The 26,542-nt window shown below is 36.3% G+C and carries 27 protein-coding genes and 1 tRNA gene; 10 read left to right on the top strand and 18 right to left on the bottom strand.

The features are described 5' to 3' along the window. The first annotated feature begins 43 nt into the window (after nucleotides 1-43). Nucleotides 44-514, top strand: a complete 471-nt coding sequence (locus F928_RS14265) for a hypothetical protein (protein ID WP_025465550.1) — start codon at nucleotides 44-46, stop codon at nucleotides 512-514. Between the two features lie 74 nt (nucleotides 515-588). On the opposite strand, the gene F928_RS14260 is transcribed toward F928_RS14265, so the two are convergent. Continuing rightward, a complete protein-coding gene (locus F928_RS14260; protein ID WP_005076398.1) occupies nucleotides 589-924 on the bottom strand; it encodes a hypothetical protein in 336 nt (111 codons plus the stop codon). Nucleotides 925-1,095: 171 nt separating this feature from the next. After that, on the bottom strand, nucleotides 1,096-1,803 hold the full coding sequence (gene ntcA / locus F928_RS14255; protein WP_005076396.1) for a Crp/Fnr family transcriptional regulator: 708 nt from the start codon (nucleotides 1,801-1,803) through the stop codon (nucleotides 1,096-1,098). Between the two features lie 92 nt (nucleotides 1,804-1,895). Here ntcA and F928_RS14250 point away from each other — a divergent pair, with 92 nt between their 5' ends. Then, nucleotides 1,896-2,417 carry an Mpo1 family 2-hydroxy fatty acid dioxygenase gene (locus F928_RS14250; RefSeq protein WP_005076394.1) on the top strand — a complete coding sequence of 174 codons (522 nt, stop codon included), beginning with the start codon at nucleotides 1,896-1,898 and terminating at the stop codon, nucleotides 2,415-2,417. A 43-nt stretch (nucleotides 2,418-2,460) separates the two neighbouring features. On the opposite strand, the gene ychF is transcribed toward F928_RS14250, so the two are convergent. From ychF to F928_RS14210, 8 genes are all read right to left on the bottom strand, one after another. Continuing rightward, nucleotides 2,461-3,552, bottom strand: coding sequence for a redox-regulated ATPase YchF (gene ychF / locus F928_RS14245; protein WP_005076392.1), 1,092 nt, complete (start codon nucleotides 3,550-3,552; stop codon nucleotides 2,461-2,463). Between the two features lie 93 nt (nucleotides 3,553-3,645). Next, nucleotides 3,646-4,305 carry a methionine ABC transporter permease gene (metI, locus tag F928_RS14240; protein WP_005069679.1) on the bottom strand — a complete coding sequence of 220 codons (660 nt, stop codon included), beginning with the start codon at nucleotides 4,303-4,305 and terminating at the stop codon, nucleotides 3,646-3,648. After that, entirely contained in the window at nucleotides 4,286-5,362 is a 1,077-nt protein-coding gene (locus F928_RS14235) for a methionine ABC transporter ATP-binding protein (RefSeq protein WP_080632718.1), read from the bottom strand. Before F928_RS14235 ends, metI begins: the two co-directional genes overlap by 20 nt. Before the next feature lie 5 nt (nucleotides 5,363-5,367). Continuing rightward, nucleotides 5,368-6,201: a MetQ/NlpA family ABC transporter substrate-binding protein gene (gene metQ / locus F928_RS14230; protein ID WP_005076387.1), complete on the bottom strand. Its 834-nt coding sequence runs from the start codon at nucleotides 6,199-6,201 to the stop codon at nucleotides 5,368-5,370. Nucleotides 6,202-6,214: 13 nt separating this feature from the next. Further along, complete coding sequence (locus F928_RS14225) at nucleotides 6,215-7,045, bottom strand: MetQ/NlpA family ABC transporter substrate-binding protein (RefSeq protein ID WP_005076385.1); 831 nt, start codon at nucleotides 7,043-7,045, stop codon at nucleotides 6,215-6,217. A gap of 14 nt (nucleotides 7,046-7,059) precedes the next feature. After that, complete coding sequence (soxA, locus tag F928_RS14220; protein WP_005076383.1) at nucleotides 7,060-8,472, bottom strand: LLM class flavin-dependent oxidoreductase; 1,413 nt, start codon at nucleotides 8,470-8,472, stop codon at nucleotides 7,060-7,062. Next, on the bottom strand, nucleotides 8,472-9,695 hold the full coding sequence (locus F928_RS14215) for an SfnB family sulfur acquisition oxidoreductase (protein WP_005076382.1): 1,224 nt from the start codon (nucleotides 9,693-9,695) through the stop codon (nucleotides 8,472-8,474). The genes soxA and F928_RS14215 overlap by 1 nt, the downstream gene beginning before the upstream one ends. A 12-nt stretch (nucleotides 9,696-9,707) precedes the next feature. Then, the gene (locus F928_RS14210; RefSeq protein WP_080632717.1) at nucleotides 9,708-10,943 is read right to left on the bottom strand and encodes an SfnB family sulfur acquisition oxidoreductase; all 1,236 of its coding nucleotides are present in this window, start codon (nucleotides 10,941-10,943) and stop codon (nucleotides 9,708-9,710) included. Nucleotides 10,944-11,288: 345 nt separating this feature from the next. On the opposite strand from F928_RS14210, the gene F928_RS14205 reads away from it, so the two are divergent. From F928_RS14205 to gltL, 5 genes are all read left to right on the top strand, one after another. Further along, a complete protein-coding gene (locus tag F928_RS14205; RefSeq protein WP_005076380.1) occupies nucleotides 11,289-12,053 on the top strand; it encodes a glutathione S-transferase family protein in 765 nt (254 codons plus the stop codon). A gap of 533 nt (nucleotides 12,054-12,586) precedes the next feature. Next, complete coding sequence (gene gltI / locus F928_RS14200) at nucleotides 12,587-13,480, top strand: amino acid ABC transporter substrate-binding protein (RefSeq protein ID WP_005076378.1); 894 nt, start codon at nucleotides 12,587-12,589, stop codon at nucleotides 13,478-13,480. A 94-nt stretch (nucleotides 13,481-13,574) separates the two neighbouring features. Next, complete coding sequence (gene gltJ, locus F928_RS14195; protein ID WP_002114400.1) at nucleotides 13,575-14,417, top strand: amino acid ABC transporter permease; 843 nt, start codon at nucleotides 13,575-13,577, stop codon at nucleotides 14,415-14,417. Between the two features lie 2 nt (nucleotides 14,418-14,419). Continuing rightward, on the top strand, nucleotides 14,420-15,097 hold the full coding sequence (gene gltK / locus F928_RS14190) for an amino acid ABC transporter permease (RefSeq protein WP_005076376.1): 678 nt from the start codon (nucleotides 14,420-14,422) through the stop codon (nucleotides 15,095-15,097). Nucleotides 15,098-15,110: 13 nt separating this feature from the next. Next, nucleotides 15,111-15,854 carry an amino acid ABC transporter ATP-binding protein gene (gene gltL / locus F928_RS14185; RefSeq protein WP_002114298.1) on the top strand — a complete coding sequence of 248 codons (744 nt, stop codon included), beginning with the start codon at nucleotides 15,111-15,113 and terminating at the stop codon, nucleotides 15,852-15,854. Between the two features lie 51 nt (nucleotides 15,855-15,905). Here gltL and F928_RS14180 read toward each other — a convergent pair whose 3' ends face one another. Continuing rightward, complete coding sequence (locus tag F928_RS14180) at nucleotides 15,906-17,219, bottom strand: DcaP family trimeric outer membrane transporter (RefSeq protein WP_005076375.1); 1,314 nt, start codon at nucleotides 17,217-17,219, stop codon at nucleotides 15,906-15,908. A gap of 344 nt (nucleotides 17,220-17,563) precedes the next feature. Between F928_RS14180 and F928_RS14175 the strand changes: the two genes are divergently transcribed. Beyond that, a complete protein-coding gene (locus F928_RS14175) occupies nucleotides 17,564-18,034 on the top strand; it encodes an Lrp/AsnC family transcriptional regulator (RefSeq protein ID WP_002050132.1) in 471 nt (156 codons plus the stop codon). A 45-nt stretch (nucleotides 18,035-18,079) separates the two neighbouring features. Here the strand turns inward: F928_RS14175 and F928_RS14170 are convergent, their stop codons facing one another. From F928_RS14170 to F928_RS14160, 3 genes are all read right to left on the bottom strand, one after another. Then, nucleotides 18,080-18,829, bottom strand: a complete 750-nt coding sequence (locus tag F928_RS14170) for a YebC/PmpR family DNA-binding transcriptional regulator (protein WP_002114471.1) — start codon at nucleotides 18,827-18,829, stop codon at nucleotides 18,080-18,082. 161 nt (nucleotides 18,830-18,990) lie between these two features. After that, nucleotides 18,991-19,536: a 1-acyl-sn-glycerol-3-phosphate acyltransferase gene (locus F928_RS14165; protein WP_005076374.1), complete on the bottom strand. Its 546-nt coding sequence runs from the start codon at nucleotides 19,534-19,536 to the stop codon at nucleotides 18,991-18,993. 186 nt (nucleotides 19,537-19,722) lie between these two features. Then, nucleotides 19,723-20,295 (bottom strand): TetR/AcrR family transcriptional regulator, encoded by a 573-nt coding sequence (locus F928_RS14160; RefSeq protein ID WP_005076373.1) that lies wholly within the window; start codon nucleotides 20,293-20,295, stop codon nucleotides 19,723-19,725. A gap of 278 nt (nucleotides 20,296-20,573) precedes the next feature. Here F928_RS14160 and F928_RS14155 point away from each other — a divergent pair, with 278 nt between their 5' ends. Beyond that, complete coding sequence (locus F928_RS14155; RefSeq protein ID WP_005076370.1) at nucleotides 20,574-21,437, top strand: heme oxygenase-like domain-containing protein; 864 nt, start codon at nucleotides 20,574-20,576, stop codon at nucleotides 21,435-21,437. A 169-nt stretch (nucleotides 21,438-21,606) separates the two neighbouring features. On the opposite strand, the gene F928_RS14150 is transcribed toward F928_RS14155, so the two are convergent. Beyond that, nucleotides 21,607-21,683: transfer RNA gene (locus F928_RS14150), tRNA-Ile, on the bottom strand. Nucleotides 21,684-22,794: 1,111 nt separating this feature from the next. After that, nucleotides 22,795-23,679: a LysR family transcriptional regulator gene (locus tag F928_RS14145; protein WP_005076369.1), complete on the bottom strand. Its 885-nt coding sequence runs from the start codon at nucleotides 23,677-23,679 to the stop codon at nucleotides 22,795-22,797. 89 nt (nucleotides 23,680-23,768) lie between these two features. On the opposite strand from F928_RS14145, the gene F928_RS14140 reads away from it, so the two are divergent. Continuing rightward, a complete protein-coding gene (locus F928_RS14140) occupies nucleotides 23,769-24,206 on the top strand; it encodes a PACE efflux transporter (protein WP_005076367.1) in 438 nt (145 codons plus the stop codon). Between the two features lie 59 nt (nucleotides 24,207-24,265). On the opposite strand, the gene F928_RS14135 is transcribed toward F928_RS14140, so the two are convergent. Together F928_RS14135 and F928_RS14130 are read right to left on the bottom strand one after the other, a co-directional pair. Next, nucleotides 24,266-25,681 (bottom strand): purine-cytosine permease family protein, encoded by a 1,416-nt coding sequence (locus F928_RS14135; RefSeq protein WP_005076365.1) that lies wholly within the window; start codon nucleotides 25,679-25,681, stop codon nucleotides 24,266-24,268. A 241-nt stretch (nucleotides 25,682-25,922) separates the two neighbouring features. Further along, complete coding sequence (locus F928_RS14130; RefSeq protein ID WP_005076363.1) at nucleotides 25,923-26,387, bottom strand: hypothetical protein; 465 nt, start codon at nucleotides 26,385-26,387, stop codon at nucleotides 25,923-25,925. Nucleotides 26,388-26,542 lie beyond the last annotated feature (155 nt).

Here is a 26,542-nt window from a genome sequence, read left to right as displayed (position 1 = left end):
AATTTAATAGCATAGTGCCGAAATGTTTAATCGGCAGTTTGATATGTTCAAGGCAAAGATTCGTTTAGTTTATATCGCCATGATGAGTGCAGGTATTTTTACATTGCAGGGCTGTGATAATGGTAATCAAGGTGCAGAAAAAAAAGTAGAAATTAAGCCAGCACCGAAACTAACCAATGATGCAACTGTTTATGCTCAAAAAGCATGGACATTAATTAACACGGTTGAGCATTTAGTTTATGAAAAACAACTCAGCCAAATTGATGATAAAGTTCGTAAACCTTTACGCCAATTGAGTACAGACTGGCGTATCAATGTGAAAATGACAGATTCGGTCACTGAAGGTAAATATGCGCTTTGCCGTAAAGCTTTAACGAGTCTAGATGTATGGGCGCGCGAAACGCTTGAAAATAATAGTTCGGTTGCTCAGAAACAGGCAGATTATGAGCGTGATAAACAACAGTGTAAGGAAGCGATTGAAAACCCGAATTTAGGAAACACATCTCCTAAATAAAGCCTATACATATAAAAAAGCGAGATGATCAATCTCGCTTTTTTTGCTTTTAAACGATAATGAGTGAATGTGAATTACGGTTTTGTGGCAGCTTTAGCGGTGTTTGCAGTCTTCACAGCATCTTGTTTCATTTGATGAGTCATTTGCTGTGATTCATGTTGAGCATGAGTCGCGCTGGTCATTGCATCATGTTTTTGAGTGCTTAAGTCTTTTTTAACATCCTGTTTAGTTTTAGTTACCTCTTTCTTGGCTTTTTGAGCGGTAGCTTTTCCATGTACCGCTACACATTTTCCACCTTTGTGATTCGGTCCTGTACCGCCTTGTAGTTGAGTTCCTTTTGGACATGCAAATGCCGAAACACTTAACATAGCCAATACGCCTGCTGTAAGAATTGTTGATAATTTTTTCATGTTAATCAGCGCCTTGTTGAGTATTATTGCTCAGCTTGAGTGTAGGGTGAAAATATCTGCTTTAACACATTTATTTTGTGGAAATAGAGTTTGAACAATGTTTTGATTTGCAGTGTTATCTATTTTTTTAATTTAATTTTAAGTTTTTATTATTTAGCCGCTTTTACAAAATTAGGATTGCGCTTGAGCAACTACTTTCAATTTCTCAATATCTAGAATCTCAATTTTTCTAAAAGCAATTCTGATGATTTTCTGTTTTTCGAGCAGGCTCAGCTCATGATTGATTGTCTGTCTAGATGTAGTCAGCATATTTGCCAACTGTTCTTGAGAAATATGTATGTGATGATCTTGAATAAGAATATGATTCCCATATCCTTCTAAAATGAATAGAAGGCGCTGAGCCAGCCTTTGAGAAATACTACATGTTTGGATAGCAATCTGTTCTAAGAAAACGTACCTGAGTTTTTGACTGGTTAAACGTGCAAAATAGTACCAATAATATGGATTGTCCTTGAGTAGCTCATTTAAAGGCTTCGCTGGAATATGTAGTACTGTGCTTTTTTTCAAGGCAATCGCATCATGTGAGCGCGGTTCATGATCAATTAAAGATATTTCACCAAACCACATAATCGGCTCAGCAATTGCAGAAAGTGCTTCATTACCATTTACGTCGACATAACCCAAACTAATTGAGCCTTCAAGTACAGTATAAATGCCATCAAATAGATCTTGAGCATGGAAAACATAGCTATTTTTCTCAAAGGTGATTTGTTTGCCATGTTCTAAAATAAAGTTTTGGAATGCTTCTGGAAGCACACTAAACCATGTGTTTTCTTTTAGTCGATTAATATAAATTAGGTCCAATATTCGGTCATCCATGAAAAAATTCATTACTTTGTCAAATAGCTGACAACTTTACGTTTTCCTTATATGTACAGTATGACTATATGTAAGTGAATAGGGAATAACTCATGTCAAATCTGGAGCAAGAGCTTAGCAAATATGCGGCTTATCATTTAAATCATAAAAATATATTGACGCATTATATTGGTATTCCGCTGATCGTGTTTTCAATTTTATGTTTAACCGTAAGAGCTGGAGTCGATATTGGTAGTTTTAAACTGACTTTAGCCATAGTCCTGATTGCAGCTAGTACTATCTATTATTTTATTTTAGATAAAGTATTTGGCTTACTCATGCTCGTTCTTTTAGCTGCTGTGTATCCACTGGCGAGCCAAATTGCTCAATTGTCTTTAGGAGAATGGTTAGCAGCAAGTATTGGCTTCTTTGTTGTCGGTTGGGTCTTTCAGTTTGTGGGACATTATTTTGAAAAGAAAAAACCGGCTTTTGTTGATGATGTGATTGGACTTGCGATAGGGCCGTTATTTGTATTGGCAGAATTTATATTTATGCTAGGTTTTAGAAAGCCTTTGCATGCACGTATTTTACAAGAGGCGCGCAGTAAACGAGAGGCGATGGATGTTAATCATTAAATGTAAAAAAGCCCCAACATATTGGGGCTTTTTTAGCTTTAACTTATACGTTAAAACGGAAGTGCATTACATCGCCATCTTGAACAACGTAAGTTTTACCTTCTAAACGCCATTTACCAGCTTCTTTAGCGCCGTTTTCACCGTTGTATTGTACAAAGTCATCGTATGCAACAACTTCAGCACGGATAAAGCCTTTTTCGAAGTCAGTATGAATCACACCAGCTGCTTGAGGAGCGGTTGCGCCAACTTTTACTGTCCATGCACGAACTTCTTGTACACCAGCAGTGAAATAAGTCTGTAAACCTAAAAGCGCATAACCTGCACGAATAACCACATTTAAGCCTGGTTCTTCCATGCCCATTGCTTCTAAAAACTCAGCACGATCTTCATCTTCTAATAATGAAATTTCAGCTTCGATTTGGTTGCAAAGAGGAACAACAATTGCGTTTTCTTCAGACGCAAGTTTTTTAACTGCGTCTAAGTGTGGGTTGTTTTCAAAACCGTCTTCTGCAACGTTTGCAATATACATCGTTGGTTTTAAAGTCATTAAACCAAAGCCACGCACTAATTTGCGTTCGTCATCAGATAAATCAGCTGCACGCGCTGGTTTACCTTCGTCAAGTAATGGTTGGATTTTTTCTAAAACTGCTTTAGTTGCTACAGCTTCTTTGTCACCACCTTTAGCAACTTTAGTTAAGCGTAAAATTGCTTTAGCAACAGTTTCAAGATCGGCAAGCGCAAGTTCAGTATTGATGGTTGCGATATCGTCTAACGGATCAATTTTACCATTTACGTGAATCACGTTTTCGTCTTCGAAACAACGTACAACGTGTGCAATTGCATCAGTTTCACGAATGTTAGCAAGGAATTGGTTACCTAAGCCTTCACCTTTTGATGCACCAGCAACAAGACCTGCAATGTCCACAAATTCCATTGTAGTTGGCAAAATACGCTGTGGTTTAACAATCGCAGCAAGTTTGTCTAAACGTGGATCTGGTACAGGAACAATACCTGTGTTTGGTTCAATGGTACAGAAAGGGAAGTTTTCCGCTGCAATCGCTGCTTTCGTTAATGCATTGAAAAGGGTAGATTTCCCTACGTTTGGCAGACCAACAATACCGCAATTAAAACCCATGAAAACCACTCACAAATGTGTAAATTAAAAATTGTCGCTGATTTTACATGAAAGCCATGACAAAGTCATGGCTAGAGCAGGGTTGTATTGCTTTTAAACTTTACGTTTATCAAGTTGCTGGGCTAATGCATCACCAGTCGCTTGTACTAACATGACTAAAACAATAAGCACTAAAATTACAGCCAACATAATTTGCATATCAAAACGTTGATAGCCATAACGATAAGCAATGTCTCCTAGACCACCTGCACCAATAGCACCAGCAATCGCAGAGGAGTTAATCATAGTCACAATAGTCACGGTAAAGCCTGCCACAATACCTGGCAAAGCCTCTGGTAAAAGTACATGCCAAATAATTTGTTTGCGGTTACAACCCATGGCTTGTGCAGCTTCAATTAAGCCTTGATCGACTTCGCGTAAGCTGACTTCTGCAATACGCGCAAAGAAAGGAATTGCAGCAATAGTCAGCGGAACAACAGCTGCCCAAACCCCATAACTTGTACCCACAATCCAGCGAGTAAGCGGAATAAGCGCAACCATTAAAATAAGAAAGGGTACAGAGCGAGTAATGTTGATGACCCAACCTAAAGCTTGATTAATCTTTTGTGACGGATGAATGCCGTGCTCAGAAGTACTGACTAAAACAACAGCAATCGGTAAGCCAATTAAAAAAGCAATAAATGCAGATGCACCTACCATGAGTAAGGTATCTACAGTTCCAGTAATTAATAAATCAATGAGCTGGTCGTGCATAGCCAAGTACCTCAAATTGTGCAATTGCAGTTAATGCATCTTGTCGTATAGATGAAATATCAATTTCTACGTTAGGAATACCGACTAAAAGTGAACCAATAATATGCCCTTGAATGGTATCGACCTGACTTTGATATAAATTGATGGGCGCTTTAAATTTGGCAAGTAATTCTTGAATATCTGGAACCTGATGTGCTTCAGCCTCATATTTCAGTTTTACAATAATATGAGTCGAATCTTCATCGGGTAGAGGACTGATTTTAAAAGGCAGGGTAATTTGCTCAAGGTTTAACAATTCTTGAGTAATTTGTTGTTCTGGTCGTGAAAATACAGACCAAACTTGTCCAGCCTCTACTATCTCACCTTGATCAATCACCACCACTTGATCACAAATTTCTCGAATGACCTGCATTTCATGAGTGATGAGTACAATCGTTAGACCCAGTTCCTGATTAATCTTTTTAAGTAAAGCCAAAATAGTGGCGGTACTTTCAGGGTCAAGTGCCGAGGTGGCTTCATCACAAAGCAAAATTTCTGGGTGGTGAACAAGTGCACGTGCAATACCGACACGTTGCTTTTGTCCGCCTGAAAGTTGCGATGGGTAGTAGCCAGACTTATCTGCAAGACCTACGAGTGCCAAAACTTCATTTACACGTTGGTCGATATCTGCTTTGTTGTAATTGGAAACTTTTAAAGGCAATGCCACATTTTCCCAGACTGTTTTTGCAGACATTAAATTGAAATGTTGAAAAATCATTCCAATTCGTTGGCGAGTTTTAATAAGCTCGGCATGACTCAATTCAGCAATGTTTTGTTGATGAATATGAATACTGCCTGTATTTACTTGTTCTAAGCCATTTAAAGTGCGGAGTAGGGAAGATTTTCCTGCACCACTTTTACCAATAATGCCTAAAATCTTACCTTGAGGAATATCAAGGTTAATTTCTTTTAAGGCATGCAGTTTTTGACCCTGCGATTGGTAAAACTTATTTAAACCACGAATTTTGATATGGGGTAGAGAAAAATCAACTTGTGATCCAAAACTCACCATTGTCATTCTCCTTATTTCCAGCCTTGAAACCACATACCTTGGCCAAAATCTTTATCCAGAATGTCTTGTGCTTGTTTTGAGTTCTGGAATGCTTTAACAAAGGTTGCAAGTTTTTGGTTTTTATCTTGGTAATCGCGACGGGTCACAAACAAAATTGCATATTTTTTATCGATTGGATCTAAAAATAATGCGCTATGTGGGTCGGTTACCTTTGCCATTTTTAAGTAGTGAGGGAAGCCGAAAATTAAATCGACATCGTTATATGCATGTGCTGTTTGAGGGCCTTCAACCTCAACAAAGCTTAGCTGTTTGGGATTAGCAATAATGTCTTGAGTGGTTGAAAGTTCATTATTAATGTCTTTAAGTTGAATTAAACCTGCACGGTGCAATAAAATTAAAGCACGGGCTAAATTGACCGGATCGTTTGGAATAGCTACACGTGCTTTTGAAGGAAGGTCTTCAAGTGATTTATATTTTTTTGAATATAAACCGACATGACTTCCTGAACCCACACCAAATGCATGTAGGTCATAGCCCGTTTCTTTAACAGCATTACGTAGAAATACGCTTTGCTGGAAAAAGTTCGCATCAATATCGCCGTTTTGTACGGCAACATTGGGTGCTCGCCAATCAGAAAATTCAACGAGTTCGACATGAACACCTTGCTTTTCTACTTCATTGGCAACGCTTTGTAATAGCTCAGCATAAGGCGGGCTAATCCCGATCGTTAAAACATCATCGGCTTGTTTATTTTTAATATAACGGTAACCTACGAGGCCCAGAACTACGATTAAAATCGTAATTCCGAGTAACCAAGGTTTATGCTGTTTGAACTGAATCGCCATAATCTTTCCGTTATTACTTCCAGCCAGGGAACCAAAGTGTTGGCCCAATCTCAGCATCTAACACAGCTTTAACTTTTGGCGAGTTTTGATAGATCTCAACAAATTTCTTTAATTTGTCGCCCTTATCTTGGTAGTCATCACGCACTACAAACAAAATTGCATAACGTTTATTGGTATTGTCATCAAGTAGAAGTGCACTTTCAGGGTCAGCTGTTTTTGCTAAGCGTAGGTAATGCGGATAGCCAAAAGCCAAGTCAACATCATCAATTGCACGAGCAGTTTGTGGTCCTTCAACCTCTACGAATTGCAAATTTTTAGGGTTTGAAACTACATCTTTTAGTGCAGATAAATGATTATTTGAATCTTTAAGCGTTATTAATTTAGCTTGCTGTAAGAGTAGCAGGGCACGACCTTGATTGACTGGATCATTTGGAATGACTACGCGCGCGTTTGGTGGCAATTCATCTAAGCTTTTGTACTTCTTTGAATAAAGTCCCACATGTGATGCTGCACCCACTGCAAATGCCTTTAATTTAAAGCCAGTTTCTTTAATTGCATTATCTAAGAAAGGTTGGTGCTGGAAAAAGTTCGCATCAATATCCCCGTGATTTAAAGTAATGTTTGGTGTATTCCAGTCAGAAAATTCGACCAGTTTTACATTTAAACCCTGTTTCTTTGCTTCATCGGCAGCAGCTTGTAAAGTTTTTGCAAATGGTGGGCTAATACCAATCACAAGTTCATTTGAGCCACTTTGGCGATGTTTATTCCAAAAGAATAAAGCAACAATAAGGACTACAACGACTAAGCCTACGCCTAGCCATTTTTTTGAGGCTGTTTGAGCCATGTCTATCTCCAAATTTAAGCGGTTATTTCTTCAATTGTTGTTAGGTTTTTGCTGTTGTTATAGGGACTACATCGGAACGCTTGAACAGGGTGTTGTTTTGGTAATTGATCACCCCGATTAAAAATTTTGTTCCGCAGTGAACCCGTTTTATATGCAGTTTTATAGCGACCACGCTGTTGTAGCTCAGGAATAACCAAGCGAATAAAGTCGTGGTGAGACTCTGGTGCAACTGTACGTGTCAAATTAAAGCCATCAATATCTGTTTCATCTAAAAGATGAATTAAGTATTCAGCAACTTCTTCGCCACTACCCACGATGAGGGGATAACGCCCACCTAAAACATGCTGAGCTTTTAAGTCATTTTTCGTGATTTGTTGCTCTTTAAATTTTTCGGTAATCGAAACAATACTGTTACTTTTTTGGTAAGGAATCGCTTCATCGTCGGCAAATTTACTTAAGTCGATACCAGTTGAACTCGCATAATGTGCTAAGCCTGCTTCAGGACTTGCATACTGACGATATTCATTCAGTTTCTGTACAGCGAGATCATGTGTTTCAGCAACAACAACGGTTATACCGACAAAGACTTTAATGTCATCTGCTGAACGGCCTTGCTGTTCTGCAAGAGCACGAATCTTTTTCACTTGTTCGCGTATTTTTTCGGGTTTGTCGCCTCCAATAAATACACATTCAGCATGGCGAGTCGCAAACTGCATGCCTTTTGGTGAAGCACCTGCTTGAAACAGTGTTGGGGTGCGTTGCACAGAAGGAGACACCTGAAAAACACCTTCACTCTGATAATATTTTCCGTGGTGGTGAATGGTGTGAACTTTAGAAGGGTCTGTAAAAACACGCTGTGCTTTATCTTTTTTAACTGCGTCGTTTTCCCATGAACCTTCCCAATATTTATAGCAAAGTTCTAAAAACTCTTCGGCTTGTTCATAGCGAGCATCGTGGTCTTTTAAACCTTTTTGACCAATTAAGCGTTCGGCGCTATCTAAATAACCTGTCACGATATTCCAGCCAATACGACCTTGAGTTAAATGGTCGAGACTCGCAAAGCGGCGTGCAAATTGATACGGATGCTCATAGCTTAAGTTTACAGTGACCCCAAAACTTAAGTTTTGAGTGACTGCTGCCATAGCTGAAATGAGTGTAGATGGGTCATGGCTCGGAAGCTGAATGGACTCTTTTAAAGTCAGGTCAATACCGTTTTGATAGACGTCATACACACCTGTAATGTCCGCAATAAATAAACCATCAAATAAACCACTTTCTAAGGTCTTGGCTTGTTCTGTCCAATAACTGAGTTCGTTAAAACGATGTGATTCATCACGTGGATGTGTCCATAAGCCATGATTGATATGACCAACACAGTTCATGTCAAAGGCATTGAGTAAAATTTCTTTCGCTTTGAAATCTGCCACTACAATGTCCCCCGACGAGGTGGAAGCACACCGTTAAGAACGTAGTTCCCAATAAAGTAATATTTCCATCGTGCGGCATCATGTAAGGTATGTACACGGGCATTACGCCAAAAACGGTCTAGACCATCTTGAGACTGACTACCACGGCTACCAGCAAGTTCAATCAGCTTAGACGATGCTTTTAGAGCGATATCGCTACTATGAGCACGCACTTTAGCCACATCAATGGATGCTTTAGCAATAGTTTCAGGTGTGGTCTCAATTTTTGCGGCATCGATTGATTGCGCAGCTTGTTTTAATAACACTTCGCTTGCCCGTACATCGACAGCAATACGTCCTAATTCATAAATCGTTAAAGGATCTTGGTTGGCTGTTTCTACATTTGAATCAATCCATGGGCGAGCTTGATGTACTCTTTGCAAGCTTTCTTCAAAGGCTGCACGTGCAATACCGACCTCAATCGATGCATGCATAATTTGCGCAAAAGGACCCACTAAGGTTGGTTGTAAAAATGCAGTATCAAAAGGAATAACATCATCTGCATCGACAAAAACCTGATCAAATTTAACTGTACCGCTGCCTGTAGTTTTCTGTCCAAAGCCAGACCAGTCATCAACAAGTTTTAATCCTTGTGAACCACTTTTTACAAAGGCTAGATACTCTCGACCCGCATCGTCTAAAACTAAGGTTGGAATACGGTGAGCAAATAAACTTCCTGTGCAGTAAAACTTTTCACCCTGAATGAGATATCCATTTTCGTATGGACGAATATTGGTTTGTTTATGAGTTGAAGTTTTGGTTTTAAACTCAGCAAGTGCATTACCAAAGCGAGTGCCATTTAAAACTTCGCCATATAAACGTTGTTTTTGAGCTTCTGTGCCTGTATTTCGTAATACTTCTAAAGCATAAAAATGGTTTTGTGGAATTTGTCCGATTGAACCATCGGCACCGCTTAAAAGAGCGATTACTTTAGCAACGGTATGGCTTGAAACTTCGGCACCGCCATATTGCTTAGGTACTGTAATTGCCCAAAGACCAGATTGGCTCAAAGCATCGATTTCGGTATAGGGTAAAATTCGTTTAGCATCTCGCTCAACTGCGGTTTTTTTAAATTGCTCAGCAAACTGTTTGGCAACTTCTAATGCTTCAGCATCATTTTGAATAATGTGCGCTTGGCCAGATGCCGATGTTTGTTTGGTTTGAACCGATTGATATGAAGTCATGACAATTTCTCCTTAAATCCAAGCATGGCGGGTAGGGAAATGACCATTAAGGTAATAATTGCCAATGGCATGTAATTTCCAGCGAACAGGGTCGTGTAAGGTATGTACACGGGCATTTCGCCAATGTTGATCTAAATTATGTTGGCTTAAGCTTGAACGACTACCACCCAGCTCCAGCAATTTTTCTGAAATTTGTAGAGCCGCATCATTGGCGTAGACTTTCGCTTCAGCCACCAAAATTGAAGCTTTAGCTACTTGTTCATCAGTCACCGTTTGAAGTTGGTCAAGTTCATCTAAATATTCAGCAGCTTCATCCAATAATAAAATTGCAGCATCGAGCAAAATATTTAACTTACCTACCTCTTGCAGGGTGTAATGTTCAAAGCTGGCTTTTTCAACATTTGCATCAATAATTGGACGTGCTTTATGAATAGTTGATAAAGTATCGTCAAATGCGGCTTCTGCAATCCCTACATCAATTGCCACTTGTAATAACTGAGAATAAGCACCGCGATAAGTAGGGGCTTTAGTTAATAAGCGTTCATCAAAAATGAGTTCTGGATTAACTTCAACATGATTTAATTTAACCGTACCACTCGCTGTCGTACGTTGCCCAAATCCATTCCAGTCATTAATGACTTCAATACCTTGAGCCTCTCGGTTAACAATCACTAAAACGACATAGCCTTCGGGATGAATCGCTTTAATTGCAAGCCAATGCGCAAAACTTGTTCCCGTCGAATAAAACTTTTCGCCGTTTAAAATATATTTGCCGTTTTCAACAGTAAGAGTGGTTTTTAAGGTTTTTGAATCATGGGTATTACGTTCTGGTCCACCATTGGCAAGACGCTTACCGGCTAATATTTCTGAAAAGATAAATTGTTTTTGTTGTTCTGTACCCATGATTTCAATCAGATTTAACAAGCTAATCTGATTTTGTGGAATCTGACCAACATTCGCATCGCCTTTACTTAGAATACGGAAAACTTGTGCCAGTGTTTTATTGGAAACAAAAGCACCGCCGTATTTTTTTGCAATGCGAATACCACCTAGGCCTTTTTGGCTAAAGTTTTCGATTTGCTCATGCGGTAATAAGCGTTGTTGATCACGTGTATTACGACCCTCTAAAGTATAATCCGCCACTTGATAAGCAGCATTAATCGCTTGTTGATCATTTTGAATGATTTGGACGTATGCAGTCGTTTTTGATAGAGAATTAGACATAATGACACCTTGTATTGCTGTCATTACCTTACAAAAGAAATATTTTTCCACTAAACGAGGACTTATGCTCAGCTTATGAAATAAAGTGCAAAGCATTTTTTTTGCTTTTTAATGAAAAAATAGAGATATTGAAAGATTATAAAAAACAATAGTTTAAGTTTGTTATGCGGAAAAATAATAATAGAATTGGTTTTAATATGAAAAAGAGCAATAAGTACGGTAAAAAAAGATATAAAAAAAATAGACTTAAGTGTCAGTGAAAAATGAGCACAATATCCATTGTTTTAACTAAAAATAGCTTCTAAAGTATCTACTTACCGACGACCATTTTTGTACAAATAGTCAAATAAAAATAAACGTGGAGATTTTATGCGGGTTTTGTATCAGTTTCCTTTGTCCCATTATTGTGAAAAAGCTCGCTGGTTGTTAGACCATAAAGAACTTGATTATGTGGCTCATAACTTAATTCCAGGCTTTCATCGTGCTTTTGCACAACTCAAAACAGGCCAAAATTTACTGCCTATTTTGAAAGATGATCATCAATGGATCGCTGAGTCGACTAAAATTGCACTTTATCTGGATGATACTTATCCAGAGCATTCACTGTTACGTCGTGATGAACAATTAAGGCAACAAACATTAAAAATAGATAGTTTGGCTGATGAGCTGGGTATTCATGTCCGTCGTTGGGCTTTAGCTCACACGTTGGCGCATGGAGACCATGCTTTAGAAATTATGATGGGTGAACAAGGCTATTTACGTCAGTTTGAAAAAATATCGAAGCCATTCCTCAAAACACTGGTAAAGAAGAACTATAAACTTGAAGAAGAGCTAGTCAACCAGTCAAAAGAACGTATGGATGAACTCATAAATGAACTAAATAACTGCTTAATCGAAAATCAGGCACGTTATATGGTAGGTGATCGCTTAAGTCTTGCTGATATTTCTGTATGTTCTATGCTTGCTCCTTTATTAGAAATAAAGGGCACGCCATGGGAGCGGGAAGAAGCTGAAGGTGTTTCGGAAGAATGGAATAACTATCAGCAAAATTTACTCGATTTACCTCTAGGTCAGTATGTTTTAAGAATATATCAAACTGAGCGTAATGCGCGAGTAGATTGGCGCGGAATTTAAAATTATAAAATGCCCTGAGAAAATCGGGGCTTATTTTTATCTTTGCTAGTTATTTTATTAATGTAGATATTACTATCAATTTTCTAAATGATTTTTATTAAGCCATTTGTTTATATTATTTTGATGCCAAAATTACTTTTTACAATATAAATTCCATTTTATCTAAATGACTAATAACTTTAATTTTTATGATTTTTTGGAAAATACAATTTTTCTAAATACTATTTTTAGCCAAAGTTAAGCCACTTTATTGTGCATGTGTTTACAATGTAATCAATAATTGCCACATTTAAGTGTAAATAGATGAGCTTAATAATAGACAGAAGATTAAAACATAGATTAAAGTAGAAACATGTGAGCAGTTTTAAAGGTATTAATTCTGCAAAACAGATTGAATAGAATAAGTGAAGCAAATGGATGGGTCCGACTTGGAAAAGTTGGCTCGATAATTGCAATTTAATAAAAAATCACTCTATTGCTCTATATGAATGATTCTATAGATAAATAGAGAGAATGATCATCAAGGAGTTCTTATGAAACGTTCTGCAACCTCTCTCATTATTTCAACAGTTATGCTTTGTACGGTTGGCGCTACTTCTCAAATTCAAGCAGCAGATACATTAGCTAAAATTAAAAGTACCGGAAAAATCGTAATTGGTCATCGAGAATCCTCAGATCCAATTTCATATGTTGTTGCAGGTAAACCAGTAGGTTATGCAGTCGATATCTGTAACCAGTTTGCAAATGACATTAAAAAAGAATTGAAAATGCCTGGCTTAAAAGTTGAGTACAAGGCAGTAACTTCATCAACACGTATTCCTGAGCTTTTGGCAGGCAATATCGATATGGAATGTGGTACCACTACAAACTCTAAACAACGTCAGCAACAAGTTGGTTTCTCAACTAACTACTATGCAACAGAAGTGCGCATGGCTGTTAAAGCAAACTCTGGCATTAAGAGTTTGGCAGACTTAAATGGTAAAGCAGTTGTTACTACTCAAGGCACTACATCTGACAAATACATCAAGATGAATGAAAAAGGTCAGGCTGTTAATGTTCAAAATATTTATGGTAAAGATCATGCTGACTCTTTTGCCATGATGGCATCTGGCCGTGCTGCTGCATTTGTAATGGATGATAATATTTTAGCAGGCTTGATTGCTAAGTCTTCTACACCTAAAGCTTTCGCAATTGTAGGTCCGGTACTTTCATCTGAACCTTATGGAATTATGCTTGCTAAAGATGATCCAAAATTTAAAGCGGTTGCAGACCGTACTGTAAATAACTTGTGGAAAACTGGTAAAATGGACGCTTTATATAAGAAGTGGTTCTTATCTCCAATTCCACCAAAAAACACGAATTTGAACATGCAACAAAGTTCATCTTATAAGAAATTAAAAGCTAACCCAACAGATGCAGGAATCTAACTGGATCTTTTTGTCCTAAATTTACTTGTGTAAGTGTAAAGATTCATTTGCACAAGTGGTCTATTTTCTAAAGATATTAATTTAAGGGGCAAACATGTCAGTCGGCTCGCTAAACTGGACTATATTCTGTGCGGAGTCTAATGAATATGGTGTCGATAAAGCCGCATGGGCAGAATCAGTTTGTAAAGCTATTGGTAGCTCAAGCTACAATGCTTATGCTGAGGCACCCACATGGTTACAAATGTTAGGTTCAGGCGTGTTCACTATGGTTTGGACAGCTATTATAGCCTTTCTTATCGCATTTTTATTAGGTTCTCTCCTAGGGGTAATTCGTACATTACCCAACAAACCTCTCGCATTTATCGGCAATTGTTACGTTGAAATTTTCCGTAATATTCCACTTATTGTGCAACTATTCTTCTGGGCTTTTGTTTTTCCCGAGTTTTTACCGGACAGCTTAAGTGCAGGTAGTGGGGATGTAGTTGCTGGTGGTTGGTGGAAAAATATTTTAAATCAGCAACCTGCGGTTATTGGTGTTTTTGCATTAGGTCTCTACACGGCTGCCCGTGTATCTGAGCACATACGTGCCGGAATTAATACCGTTTCTCGTGGACAGAAGTTCGCAGCTTCCGCTATGGGTTTTACTACTGCACAAAGCTATCGTTATGTCATTTTACCGGTTGCATATCGTACCGTATGGCCAACGATTACATCTGAAGCAATGAACGTTTTTAAAAATTCAGCTGTTTTATATGCGTTGAGTGTGTTGAATTTCTTTGCTTACACTAAAACCATGCGTGAAGAAACTTCTCAGGACATTATCATTCTTATTCTCTCTACACCTGTTTATTTGATTATCACTTATAGCATTAAGTTTGTGATGGCATGGATTGAGAAACGAATGGCTGTACCTGGCTTAGGTTCAGGAGGGAAGTAATCATGGATTTTTCTTTATTACAAAACCCTGATGTGATCGCGGCACTCAAAGAAGGTTTCATTTTTACGCTTACCGTAACGGTATTAGCAATGATGGGCGGTATCCTAATTGGAACCCCATTGGCAATGATGCGTTTATCTAGCAGTGCCATCGCAAGTAATTTTGCAAAATTTTATGTTGATCTGTTTCGTGGTATTCCACTGATTCAGGTGATCTTTATCTTCTACTTTTTGTTGCCGAAAATATTTGAGTTTCAATCTGATACCTATTGGGGACCGTTGTTTTCGAGTGTTGTAACTTTTGCCATTTTTGAAGCAGCTTTTTTCTCGGAAATTGTACGTTCTGGAATTCAGTCTATTTCAAAAGGTCAGGTACATGCAGGCTATGCGCTAGGTTTTACCTACGGTCAATCAATGCGCTACGTGGTATTACCTCAAGCCTTCCGTAATATGCTCCCAGTATTGTTAACTCAAACAATCATTCTATTTCAGGACATCTCTTTAGTTTATGTGATTAGTGCACCTGACTTTTTAGGCCGTGCAGATACATTGGCTAATACTTATGGACCTGAAACAAAAGCAACATTCTATTTAATCGTCGCTGTAGTGTATTTCTGTAGCTCGTTTGTGCTGTCGCATTTAGTCAAACGCTTACAGCAAAAAATTGCCATCATTCGCTAATTGGAGATTTTAAATGCCAATGATAGACATCCAACATATCTCTAAATGGTATGGTGATTTTCAGGTTTTAACAGATTGCACGACGAGTATTGAAAAAGGTGATGTCGTTGTTGTTTGCGGACCATCTGGTTCGGGAAAATCAACACTCATCAAAACAGTAAATGCTTTAGAACCATTTCAACAAGGTGACATTATTGTTGATGGAATTTCGCTTAAAGATCCAAAAACAGATCTTGCTAAATTCCGTTCACGAGTGGGAATGGTCTTTCAGCACTTTGAACTTTTTCCGCACATGACTGTTTTGGAAAATTTGACGATTGCTCAAGTTAAAGTGTTAAAGCGTTCAGTTGCAGATGCTCGTGCAAAAGGTCTGAAATATTTAGAGCGTGTAGGCTTACTTGCTCATAAAGATAAATTTCCGGGTCAGTTGTCGGGTGGTCAGCAACAACGTGTAGCGATTGCTCGTGGCTTGTCTATGGACCCAATCTGTATGTTGTTTGATGAACCAACTTCAGCACTTGATCCTGAAATGGTCGGTGAGGTTCTTGAAGTTATGGTACAGCTCGCACATGAAGGCATGACCATGATGTGTGTTACGCATGAAATGGGCTTTGCTAAAAGAGTATCTAACCGTTTAATTTTTATGGATGAAGGTAAAATTTTAGAAGACTGCCCAACCCATGAATTCTTTGACAATTTAGAAGCTCGTCATGAGCGTGCTAAACTTTTCTTAGAAAAAATTCAGGCGATGCACTAATAACCCTAATAAAAAAAGAGCCATTAAAGGCTCTTTTTTTATATCTAATTTTTAGAAACTATACTTTGCTAGCAGGTTGATACGTGAATAATCTCCCTTGTCACCCGTAAAAGTTTCACGTTGACCGTAAGTATATTCGGCTCCTAAATCAATATTTTTAACTGGGTTCCAGATTAAATTGACTAAAGCGTTATAAATTTCTTTGTTATAGCTAGTATTGGTTAAATTGCTATTTGCATAGACATTATCATCTTTATATTGAATACCACCTACAGCAAAAGTAGAACGCAGAATAGGGCTCCATTTACGCTGATACCCAATTACTGCGCTATCGAATTCTCCTAAATTAATATCTTGTGTTGTTGTGTCATAGTTATAAGCCGAATTGCTATAAAGTAAATAACGGCCATCACCTTTAACATGATAGTAGTTAGCAACCACGCTATCTTGAGGCGTTAAATCATATTTACCACCAACACCGACACCCCAGCCAAATTTCTCTTCAGAAGTGCTATCTTTTGGAGCCACACGGTTTTCATGGGCAAGACCATGTAACTGTAATAGGCCTTTGTTATCCGTAGTTTTGAAATCATATCGTGCTGTTAAAGCAGGAAAACGGCTTCCACCGGCAGCATTACCAGCTTTTTCAACATCGCCACCCTCTAAGGCAACTAATATTTTTTGTTGTGCATTAATTGGCTGGGTGTAACGAACCTGTACTGTACGTGTAGTACCTGTACCAATAGCGCCATTAAAATCTACTGTTTCTGGTGATGTATCTGTGTTTACAAAAGGTGAGGTCGTTTGACCAGCTAACCATTTTCCTAAAGACATATAGGCATGACGAACACGGAAAGTACCATTGCCATTATCTCCATTGCCACCCATGAAATCGGCTTCAATTTTACCTGTTAAATCTCCATATTGAGTTGGACGAGTAATATCTAAGCCAATTCGTGAAGTTGCTGCAGATACATTTAGTGAGTCTTGTTTTGGATCATCTTTATTGAGTGGATAATTGGCACCATTTGAAATACTGCCATTTGAACCTTTAAAGTCATAGGTTGCATCTGCGCGAACACTACCATAAAGCTTGACTTGAGTTTGCCCATCGGCCATAGCCATCCAACCTGGTTTTGATGCAGGAGGTGTAGGGGTGGCAGGAGTCGCGGGAATTGTTGCTGGAGCAGTGACAGTTAAAGCTGTTTTTTGTTGATCAGATAGTTTCTGAACGAGTAGTTTTAATTCCTTTACCTCATCACGTAAGGCGTTAACTTCAGCATCTGTAGCGGCATGCACAGGCATCGTCACGCTCATTGCACCTAAAGAACTCATTGCTAACACTAGTGTTTTGATTTTATTCACAGGAACTCCCCCGACATGGATAAAAATTTTCCTGCAAATACATAACAAAAATGATGCCAACTTTAAGAAACTTGAAAAATAGTCAAATTTTGATGATTACTTCCTTTTTAGCGTTAAATAGTAATGAGAATAAGGATTTTGCATCGATAAAACAGATTTAAGCATAAACCGACTCTCTAAAATGAATCGCCCCTGACACTACTTGCACGTTTAAAAGGCATAAAAGAATTAGGCTCTATAAAGGAAAAAGAGTTTTACTGTCTATAAACCTTTGTATTTTCAATGCAGAGGTGGTGGTATAGGGTTATACTGTCTTTACTGTGAAATTCTGGCTGGAGATAAGAGTGGAGTTAGATCGTTTTGATAAACAAATTCTAGAAATTTTGTCTCATGAAGACTTAAATTTGAATGAACTTTCAGAACGGATCAATCTGTCAGTCAGTTCTGTACATCGCCGTATTAAGCACCTGATTGAAGCCAACATCATGGGACAGCTCAAAAGGGAAATTAATTTTAGTAAGCTTGGTTTTACTTTACATATTTTATTGCAAGTTTCATTGAGTAAACATGATAGTGAAACATTTGATAAGTTTCTGTCTGAAATAGAAGCAATTCCAGAAGTAACCAATGCATTCTTGGTAACGGGTCAGAGTGCTGATTTTATTTTAGAGCTTGTAGCACGCAACATGGATGACTACAGTGAAATTTTATTAAGACGTATTGGAAAAATCGACAACGTAGTTGCTTTGCATTCTAGCTTTGTCATTAAAGAATATAATGTATTTAATTGCTATAACTTGCTCAACAAGCTATAAAAAAACGCACCATTTGGTGCGTTTTCTTTGACTCAAATGTTTGATTTAAGCATCAAGTTGAGCCAAAACCTCATCCGAGAATTCAACGTTAGTATAAACGTTTTGTACATCGTCAAGATCTTCAAACATATCAATCATTTTAAGAATTTGTTTTGCTTGGTCAACATCTGTAATTTCAGCTTTTGTAGATGGACTCATCACAACTTCTGCGTTATCAGATTTTAAACCAGCAGCAGTAAGGGCATCTTGTACTTCACCGAAAGTTTCTGGTGAAGTGATTACCAAAATTTCATCTTCTGAAACTTCAATATCTTCAGCGCCAGCTTCTAAAGCAACTTCCATGATTTTATCTTCTAAAGAAACATCTTCAAAAGTAATCTCACCACGTTTAGTAAATAGATAAGATACAGAACCCGCAGTTCCTAAGTTACCATTTGTTTTACTAAAACAGTGACGTACGTCTGGTACTGTACGGTTTAAGTTATCTGTCATTGTTTCAACAAGAACAGCAACCCCGCCAACACCATAACCTTCATAAGTTACTTCTTTTAGATCATCATTATCTTCACCACCAGCACCACGTTGGATAGCACGGTTAATGGTGTCACGTGTCATATTAACTGAGAGAGCTTTTTCAACTACTGCACGCAGACGAGGGTTGCTAGCAGGATCTCCACCACCAAGTTTGGCAGCAGTCACAATTTCACGAATATATTTAGTAAAAACCTTACCGCGACTTGCATCTTGTTTAGCTTTACGATGCTTAATATTGGCCCATTTAGAATGACCCGCCATGGACGTGAACTCCAAAAAAAGAAAATGCAAAAGTGCTGGAATATTAGCATAGGCTTGGTTTTGTTGAAAACTGTTGCCCTGCGTTTTGTTAGCCAATTGAATAAGAACAATAAGCTTAAGACCTAATGATTGAGATTAGGTCAAATCAGGTCCAATTTGATTTAGTTAATTTTTACATCTATACCAAATTGAGCGTAGAGCTCTTTAATGGTTTCCAAGTCTTTTTGTAAATCAGTCGGGTAAATTTTACCTAAAATTCCACCTTGTTTACTTCGAGCATTGGCATACATTAAAACAATAGGAACATTGGCTGCTTTTGCAATATGCCAAAAACCTGTACGGATAGGCTTACGTTCAGAGCCATCTTTAGCACGTGTAGCTTCTGGAGCAATCACTAAGTTAAAAGTTTCATGGGTTTGAAATTGTTCAACCATTTGCGAAACGATATCTTTACTTGCTTTACGATCAACAGGAATGCCACCCAATTTTTCTAAAATTGGCTTAAGTGGGCCTTTGAAAAGTTCTTTCTTTATTAAAGTATGAATTTTGATGTCTAACATTTGGAAGAGGGCAATCGAGAGCACTGCATCTAGATTTGAAGTATGTTCAAAGCCAATAATAACTTGTTTTCTCTCAAGAATTTGTGGGTCTACATTGTAGGTCCAACCAACGGCTTTAAAGATAGAGTTACCTAGAAATTTTTTCATACATCAGTGCAAATTGATAAATTTTCAGGATTCTAATATGAGTTTGTAAAAAAGCCTAGAAAAATTATGAAAGCTAAAGTAGAGCACAAAAGTTAAGGATTATCTAAGTTCTAAAATACTTTAAAAGTTCTTTTTTTATTTTTCTCAAACTTCGTCTGAAAGTAATAAACCTAGATAATTTTAAAATTAAGATACTGGCTGTGGTATCTCTTCATTAATTAAATATTCAATATATTTCCAAATTTTTTCAGGGTTAATAAGGTTTTTATCTGTCGTTCCATCAATAATCATCCCATCAATAATAGAAATAATGATATGAACAAGGGGAGTTGGGTTTTCTATACCTAACTGAGTAAGTTTTTCATGTAACAGATTAGTCAACCATTTTGTATATTCATAAAATGGTTCACGAATTGAAGTATATTGTTTAGATACTTCAATAAATGCCTTTTTAAATAAACAGCCATTAAATGTTTCGCTATTGATCCATTCAATATACCAATTAAAAATAATATGAATTTGCTCAAGAGGACTAGCATCTTGATGTAAACTCAATTGTTCATTGATTGAGTTTTGAATATTTATATTTCGATGTTGCAAGCATTCCATAATTAAATTTTCCTTTGACGGAAAATATTTATAAAAAGTCATTTTTGCAACATTTGATTCAGCAATAATACGGTCAACACCAGTAGCATTGTACCCAATCTGATTAAATAAATTTAAAGCAGTATTTATAATATCTTCTTTTTTTGACATTACTATTCCATATAGTTAAAACTAATTATAACTTAATCTAAAATATTAAATTTTTAATACAAATTATGATAATAAAAAACTGATTTTGATTCAAGTTGAGATTGTGATAATGATTATCATTAATTGGAGTTTTTTTAAATTTTTTATTTGATTTCGTACGATTTTAATTCTAATATTAATCAATGAAGGAACATATTTAAATATTAATTTAAGTCATTGTTTTTATAATAAAATATGTAAAAATCGATCATGCTTCAATAAGTTTAATGAGAGCGGATATGCCTAAGAAATTTGAGAATTTTAATAATCCTAGAAAGAAAGCACTCGCAGGGATGAAACAAAGCATTTCAGCTGAACTATGGGAAAAAAATTCAAAGTTTTTGACCCGATTAAGAGCAAAGATTGCGAAACATCCTGTATCTCATCATCCTGCAATCGATACTTTAAATAATGGCGAAATTAATAAAGAAGATTTAAAAAAAATTCATTTAGAGTATCGCCATGCAATTGTGCAAACTTTTACTGATGCATTGCTCATGGCTCAATTTCAAACTAAACAATTAGAGCCGAGATTGCATGCTGGTGCAAAAATGTTCCCGCGTTTTCTTTTAAGTTTAAATATTTTTGATGAGTTTGGATTTCGGCCAGGATTAGATAAAGACGGCTACTATCAGGGAAATCCTGAATATGCTCATTATCCCTTATTTGAAGATATATTGAATGATTTTGGTATTACAGAACAAGATCGTCTAACTTATCATCCGACTGAAATTGCAGATCAGGTTAGAGTATTTTTAGAAAATGCTTATGATGACTATAAAGCTGTTTCAGCCTTATTAGCAGTCGCAGAGGAAGAAGTCATTCTATATAGTCCACCTTTACGTAGAGCAACTAAAGCAGTTGGTCTAGATGTGGAGGGTGGTGGTTATTATCATGTACATGGTATCTCTGAGGATGAAAGTGCTGAAGCAGCAGATGATGATCATGAAGAAGATTTATGGTATGTCTTGATGCAAGCTTGTACAGAAGAAGACTATAACTATATTGAAAAATTATGCTTAGAGTATTGTGATTTATGGGAAAAGTTTTGGGATACACAATTAGAGAATTCGGAGCCCATGCGAAAGCAAATCTTAGCCTAATACATGAAAGATGGATATTTAGTACGGAACGTAAGTGTATTTTAAAACATCTAAAATTTAGGGATAAAATAAATTTAAATTTTGAGTATTTTTTATAAGAGTAAAGCATATTCTATTTGGATATATATTAAAAAACCCCATAAACTTTTTGTTTATGAGGTTCGGTATTTGGTGGGCCCACACAGACTTGAACTGTGGACCAACGGATTATGAGTCCGCTGCTCTAACCAACTGAGCTATAGGCCCTATAAGTCAGAAAAGCTTTTAATCTCAATGCTTTTCAGTGCGTGCAATACTAATCAATTTTTTAATTAAACACAAGTCATTTTCTGAAGTAGACGCAAACTAAACCCAAAAATATTGTGTCATATTGGTTAATATTTCAAGCGATAGTGATTCTAGCTTATGTGTACTTCAAGAGTAAAGTGGGAGAAGTTATTTATCGATCAATTAGAATTTATTCCAACAATCTATTGTAACGATGACTTAATTGTATTTGTAATTTGAGACATTAATTTATATAAAATAAATTTTGTTTAAAATATAATCAGGAAGTGTAGATGTGCTGTTTGAGTGTTGTGAAAATATAGAATTAGAAAAACTTATTTAAGATAAATATAAAGGGTGATTAAAAATATTATATATTTTTATATTGTAATTAAGCTTTAGATACATGGTAGATTGCCTTTTTTAATTATATTTTTGAAAAATAATAGTTACAATAATTCTCTTAATAAGTTCTATCCTATATATAGTAAAAAATATAGACTATTATTGTTAAATGACTTAAGAAAAATAATATTATTAATTTTTAGAGTAGGTGTGAAACTTAAATTCAACTTAATAAAAAGTAAAAATTAACATATAAAGTTAGCAACTTTAATTATGAAATATAAAAATAATGAATAGAAGATTTCAATATTTTTGAGGTAAATATATTTAATTAAAATATAATAACTTTTATTAAGTTGTTGTTGTGTTTTTCTAAAAAAAAGCTGTTAAGGGCAGTAAGAGAAATTTTTATCATTAAAATATCTTTCCTTCTCTAAAGTATTTTCTAAATAAAACCTAAATTGTGATTGTCTTCACAACAATACAAATATTTGTATCTTATAAACTTTATTCTTGACTAAAACACTTGGTTTTAATAAAGTATAAGTGTATTTTTTACAAAACAAAATATTATTGCTTAATCCTGAAATACAACAAGAGGCCTACTTTCTAAGTAGGCTTTTTGTTTTTAGTAGTATTTAGAGAGATGGTACAGAGTAATAAGCTTAAGCTTTAAATAAACTAGATTTAACAAGAGTAAAAATTATAAAAAATCTTTAGACTTTCAGAACTATCCTATAAAGTTTTATAAATTTTCTTGAATAATTTGAATTAACTCTCTAGCTGCTTTAGGTAAAGGGCGGTCTTGGAGCCAAATTAAATAAATAGATAGAGGTAAATGATTTTTCGTATTTTTAAAATCTAAAAGGACTAAGTGACCTTGATCAATTTTATCTTGTACTAGTGATAACGGAAAATTTCCCCAACCAAGTCCAGCTTCAACCATATTAATTGCTGTTTGTAGACTATTGGTTTTCCAGTACATTGCACCAATAATTGAGCGGGAATCTGTCATTTCATGCTCACTACTCGCCACAACAATTTGTCTAATATTAATTAATTCCTCAATAGAAAAGCGTTTTGTTCTATCTTGTAGAAGAGCATGGTTAGAAGAAATCGTAGCCGCCACTGTTTCGGTCATTACCAATTGTAGATTCTCGCGCATTTTTATATTGAGGTCTGAACCCGCTAAGCAAAGACTGATTTGCTCCGTATAAAGTAAATTAACAATGTCGTCTTGGGGAGCAGTAATAACTTCTATGTTCAGTAAAGGGAATTTATCGGCTAGTTTCTTTATTGAATGGAATAATAATTTTGTATTTACATCGGAAACAACGCCAATACGCAATTTACTTTCAAGTCCTAAAGAAAGTTCATGTGCATGAGTGCTAAATAGCCTAAGTTGTTCAGAAATGATCCGTGCTTGAGGTTCTAAGGCTAATGCTGTAGCTGTAGGAATGACCTTTCGAGGAGTCCGTTCAAATAATATATAACCCAATTCTGCTTCTAAATTAGCAACGGCCATACTTACTGCTGAGGGGACTCGATTTAGTTTACGAGCAGCCGCAGAGAAAGAACCCGTATCGAGTACGGTTATGAAAAGTTCAATATTTTCACTGTTAAAATTCATTTTGATATCAGTTGAACTGAAAGCTATTAACTTTATATATGATTTTGACTGAAATTAAAATATAAGGAATTAAGCAGAGTTTAGTGATTATGCAAGGTATAAAGCGTCGAATTGTATATGTTTCTTCCTATGAAATAATCGGAATGGTTATTTCATCAGTAGGGTTAGCGATTTTGGCAGGTGATAGTGTTGAACATACTGGACCACTATCTGTCATGATTACGACCATCGCTGTAACTTGGAATTTTATCTACAATATTTTATATGAGAAATGGGAAGCTAAACAAAGCAGTCATATCCGTACAGTTAAGCGTAGAGTTGGACATGCCATCGGGTTCCAGCTTACTTTGGTTCTGTTTTTAATTCCGCTTATTTCATGGTGGATGGATATTTCACTGATTGCTGCTTTTTGGTTAGATGTGGCCTTTATTATCATTATTCCTGTCTATACTTTTATATTTAATTGGAGTTTTGATAAGTTATTTGGATTGCCTATTTCGGCACAGGCTAAAGCGCTATCAGAATAACCGTAAAATTATTTTATAAGCTATCAAGGTGATCGACGTTGATAGCTTATCTAGTTTCATTATTTGATTTGATCAATGACTAACTGTTTTGAAAACTTGAGTTGAGCTTTCTTGGCGAAAATGTAGTAAATCAATGCAGTAGAGATAAGTCCTACAAGCCACGATAAATCGATTCCTCCTAACATTGCCGCAATTTGACCCGTATAGAATTTACTATCAATAAATGGTAGTTGAATCAAAATACCTAGAAAGTAGCAGGTAATTCCAATCCGATTCCAACGGCCATACTTACCATTTGGATCATAGAGTGCATCTACATCACATTCTTCTTTAGAGATAAAGTAGTAATCAACAAGATTAATAGCACTCCACGGAATAAAAAAGGTGAGTAAAAACAAAATAAATGCTTTAAAGGCGCTTAAAAAAGTATGTTCACCTAAAATTGCAATAAAGGTTGAGACTACAACCATAGCAAGGACAATCAATAATCTTGTTATTTTTGAGATTTGATTTGTCGATTTGAAACTATTCCAAATCGTAGCAATACACATAAAACTGCCATAGGCATTTAAGGTCGTCAGAGTAACTTTCCCAAAAGCGATACTAAAATATAGAAAGGTTACGACAAGGGCAATTGGGTTCATACCCACAACATATTGAACTTCATTTCCGACAAAATTGCCGTTTGCAACCTGAGCGATTAAAACGCCTAAGCTCATAGAAATTTGTGAGCCAATTAAAGAACCTAAGCCGACTGCCCAAAAAACACGAGATGAAGATGTTTTAGTTGGAAGATACCGAGAATAATCTGCAACATAGGGACCAAAAGAGATTTGCCAAGAAGCTGAAAGGGAAACTGCTAACAAGAATGAAGACCAGCTGAAATGACGTACTGCTAAGAGTTCAGAAAAATCAGAAAGTGCGAAGATCTGAGTCAAAATAATCACAAAAGCAATCAAACCAATAATACTGGCTACTTTGCCTACCAAATGGATTAAACGGTATCCAATTGTTGCGAATAAAATGATTAAACTTGCATAAATTAAGATACCAGTTGTATTGCTGACATGTGCCAAATGTGCAATTGCTTTACCCGCTAATACCTCTCCAGTTGCGGTAAAACCAATATACATAAGGCAAACGAGTATGATTGGAATACAAGCGCCATAAACCCCAAATTGCACACGGCTTGAAATCATTTGAGGGAGACCAAGTTTAGGACCTTGGGCAGCATGCAGTGCCATGACGGCAGCACCAAAACATTGTCCTACTAATAAGCCGATAATAGACCAAAAAACATCTCCGCCTAACACAACGGCTAGCGCGCCTGTCACAATGGCTGTGATTTGTAAGTTGGCACCGAACCATAGGGTGAATTGAGCAAATACTCCGCCATGTCTTTCATTTTCAGGAATAAAATCAATACTTCGATTTTCTATAAAACTACTATTAGGTTTCCCAGCCGATGAGTCCATTTCACTCTCCTTATCCTTTAAGAGCCATCCTATTCTTATTTATTCATATTTGTATAAGCAAATATAAACATGTATATACAAGTAATTTTGAGAAGAATCAAATATTTTTGAAGTATGGGACGTTAAAATTGAGTTAAATAATTCATAGATAAATAGAAAAAGTATTTGACTGATTTTATTTTTTTAAAGTTAAATGATAAAAAAATAATATATAAAAAAGCCCTCTGAAGAGGGCTCGATTTTATGCGTTTGCGTCTAAAACAAGTTGGAAATAAGTGGGAAGTTCAGAAAATTGTACCAGTTGGGTCTTATCTTCTTGCTTAAAATAATACTGATAATTGGGGGTGTCTAAATGGTTATGTAGATATTGGGTTGCATCTGTAAACTGTGCTTTTGCAATCGGCTTATCTTTCTTGCATTTAATAATAACAGGGTTTACGGAGTTTAATTTTACAGGAACGCCATTTTCAAATTTAGCAGTTTCAATCAATAAGGAAATTTTGAAATCACCGAAGGTTACACAGAAGTGACCTCCATTTTCAGTCTTAATTTCTCTGTCAGAGAAAAGATCTTTAAATAAATTCTTAAGGGATTCTCTGTGTTTATCTAAAGCAACTTGAAATTCATGATCACGTTGCTCGATCTTTTCTTGCTCTTCTTGTAGCAATTTGGCTTGCTTTTCAATTGTTGTAAAATCCAGCTTCATTTTAATATCTCCTTTGGTTGTTTTAAAACTATATATGGCAATCTTTTATTAAGTTTTAAAGAAACATACAGTATTTGTTACAACGGAATAATTAAGATGAGCTTTTGTATAAACCATCACAAATGTAAAAAATATTTTGAAAATATAAGAATTTA

The sequence above is a fragment of the Acinetobacter pittii ATCC 19004 = CIP 70.29 genome, from assembly GCF_000369045.1.
GTDB lineage: Bacteria > Pseudomonadota > Gammaproteobacteria > Pseudomonadales > Moraxellaceae > Acinetobacter > Acinetobacter pittii.
Note: the sequence above shows the minus strand (reverse complement) of the source record. Positions and strands in the feature narration are given on the sequence as shown.

What these genes read in the sequence shown, in the direction of transcription:
- F928_RS14210 (WP_080632717.1), bottom strand. Translation starts at nt 10,943, where the DNA reads ATGACAGCAATACAAGGTGTCATTATGTCTAATTCTCTATCAAAAACG.
- F928_RS14170 (WP_002114471.1), bottom strand. Translation starts at nt 18,829, where the DNA reads ATGGCGGGTCATTCTAAATGGGCCAATATTAAGCATCGTAAAGCTAAA.
- metQ (WP_005076387.1), bottom strand. Translation starts at nt 6,201, where the DNA reads ATGGCGATTCAGTTCAAACAGCATAAACCTTGGTTACTCGGAATTACG.
- F928_RS14155 (WP_005076370.1), top strand. Translation starts at nt 20,574, where the DNA reads ATGCCTAAGAAATTTGAGAATTTTAATAATCCTAGAAAGAAAGCACTC.
- F928_RS14225 (WP_005076385.1), bottom strand. Translation starts at nt 7,045, where the DNA reads ATGGCTCAAACAGCCTCAAAAAAATGGCTAGGCGTAGGCTTAGTCGTT.
- F928_RS14165 (WP_005076374.1), bottom strand. Translation starts at nt 19,536, where the DNA reads ATGAAAAAATTTCTAGGTAACTCTATCTTTAAAGCCGTTGGTTGGACC.
- F928_RS14140 (WP_005076367.1), top strand. Translation starts at nt 23,769, where the DNA reads ATGCAAGGTATAAAGCGTCGAATTGTATATGTTTCTTCCTATGAAATA.
- gltK (WP_005076376.1), top strand. Translation starts at nt 14,420, where the DNA reads ATGGATTTTTCTTTATTACAAAACCCTGATGTGATCGCGGCACTCAAA.
- metI (WP_005069679.1), bottom strand. Translation starts at nt 4,305, where the DNA reads ATGCACGACCAGCTCATTGATTTATTAATTACTGGAACTGTAGATACC.
- ntcA (WP_005076396.1), bottom strand. Translation starts at nt 1,803, where the DNA reads ATGGATGACCGAATATTGGACCTAATTTATATTAATCGACTAAAAGAA.
- ychF (WP_005076392.1), bottom strand. Translation starts at nt 3,552, where the DNA reads ATGGGTTTTAATTGCGGTATTGTTGGTCTGCCAAACGTAGGGAAATCT.
- F928_RS14250 (WP_005076394.1), top strand. Translation starts at nt 1,896, where the DNA reads ATGTCAAATCTGGAGCAAGAGCTTAGCAAATATGCGGCTTATCATTTA.
- F928_RS14130 (WP_005076363.1), bottom strand. Translation starts at nt 26,387, where the DNA reads ATGAAGCTGGATTTTACAACAATTGAAAAGCAAGCCAAATTGCTACAA.
- gltI (WP_005076378.1), top strand. Translation starts at nt 12,587, where the DNA reads ATGAAACGTTCTGCAACCTCTCTCATTATTTCAACAGTTATGCTTTGT.
- F928_RS14205 (WP_005076380.1), top strand. Translation starts at nt 11,289, where the DNA reads ATGCGGGTTTTGTATCAGTTTCCTTTGTCCCATTATTGTGAAAAAGCT.
- F928_RS14260 (WP_005076398.1), bottom strand. Translation starts at nt 924, where the DNA reads ATGAAAAAATTATCAACAATTCTTACAGCAGGCGTATTGGCTATGTTA.
- F928_RS14160 (WP_005076373.1), bottom strand. Translation starts at nt 20,295, where the DNA reads ATGTCAAAAAAAGAAGATATTATAAATACTGCTTTAAATTTATTTAAT.
- gltJ (WP_002114400.1), top strand. Translation starts at nt 13,575, where the DNA reads ATGTCAGTCGGCTCGCTAAACTGGACTATATTCTGTGCGGAGTCTAAT.
- F928_RS14215 (WP_005076382.1), bottom strand. Translation starts at nt 9,695, where the DNA reads ATGACTTCATATCAATCGGTTCAAACCAAACAAACATCGGCATCTGGC.
- gltL (WP_002114298.1), top strand. Translation starts at nt 15,111, where the DNA reads ATGCCAATGATAGACATCCAACATATCTCTAAATGGTATGGTGATTTT.
- F928_RS14145 (WP_005076369.1), bottom strand. Translation starts at nt 23,679, where the DNA reads ATGAATTTTAACAGTGAAAATATTGAACTTTTCATAACCGTACTCGAT.
- F928_RS14135 (WP_005076365.1), bottom strand. Translation starts at nt 25,681, where the DNA reads ATGGACTCATCGGCTGGGAAACCTAATAGTAGTTTTATAGAAAATCGA.
- F928_RS14235 (WP_080632718.1), bottom strand. Translation starts at nt 5,362, where the DNA reads ATGACAATGGTGAGTTTTGGATCACAAGTTGATTTTTCTCTACCCCAT.
- F928_RS14265 (WP_025465550.1), top strand. Translation starts at nt 44, where the DNA reads ATGTTCAAGGCAAAGATTCGTTTAGTTTATATCGCCATGATGAGTGCA.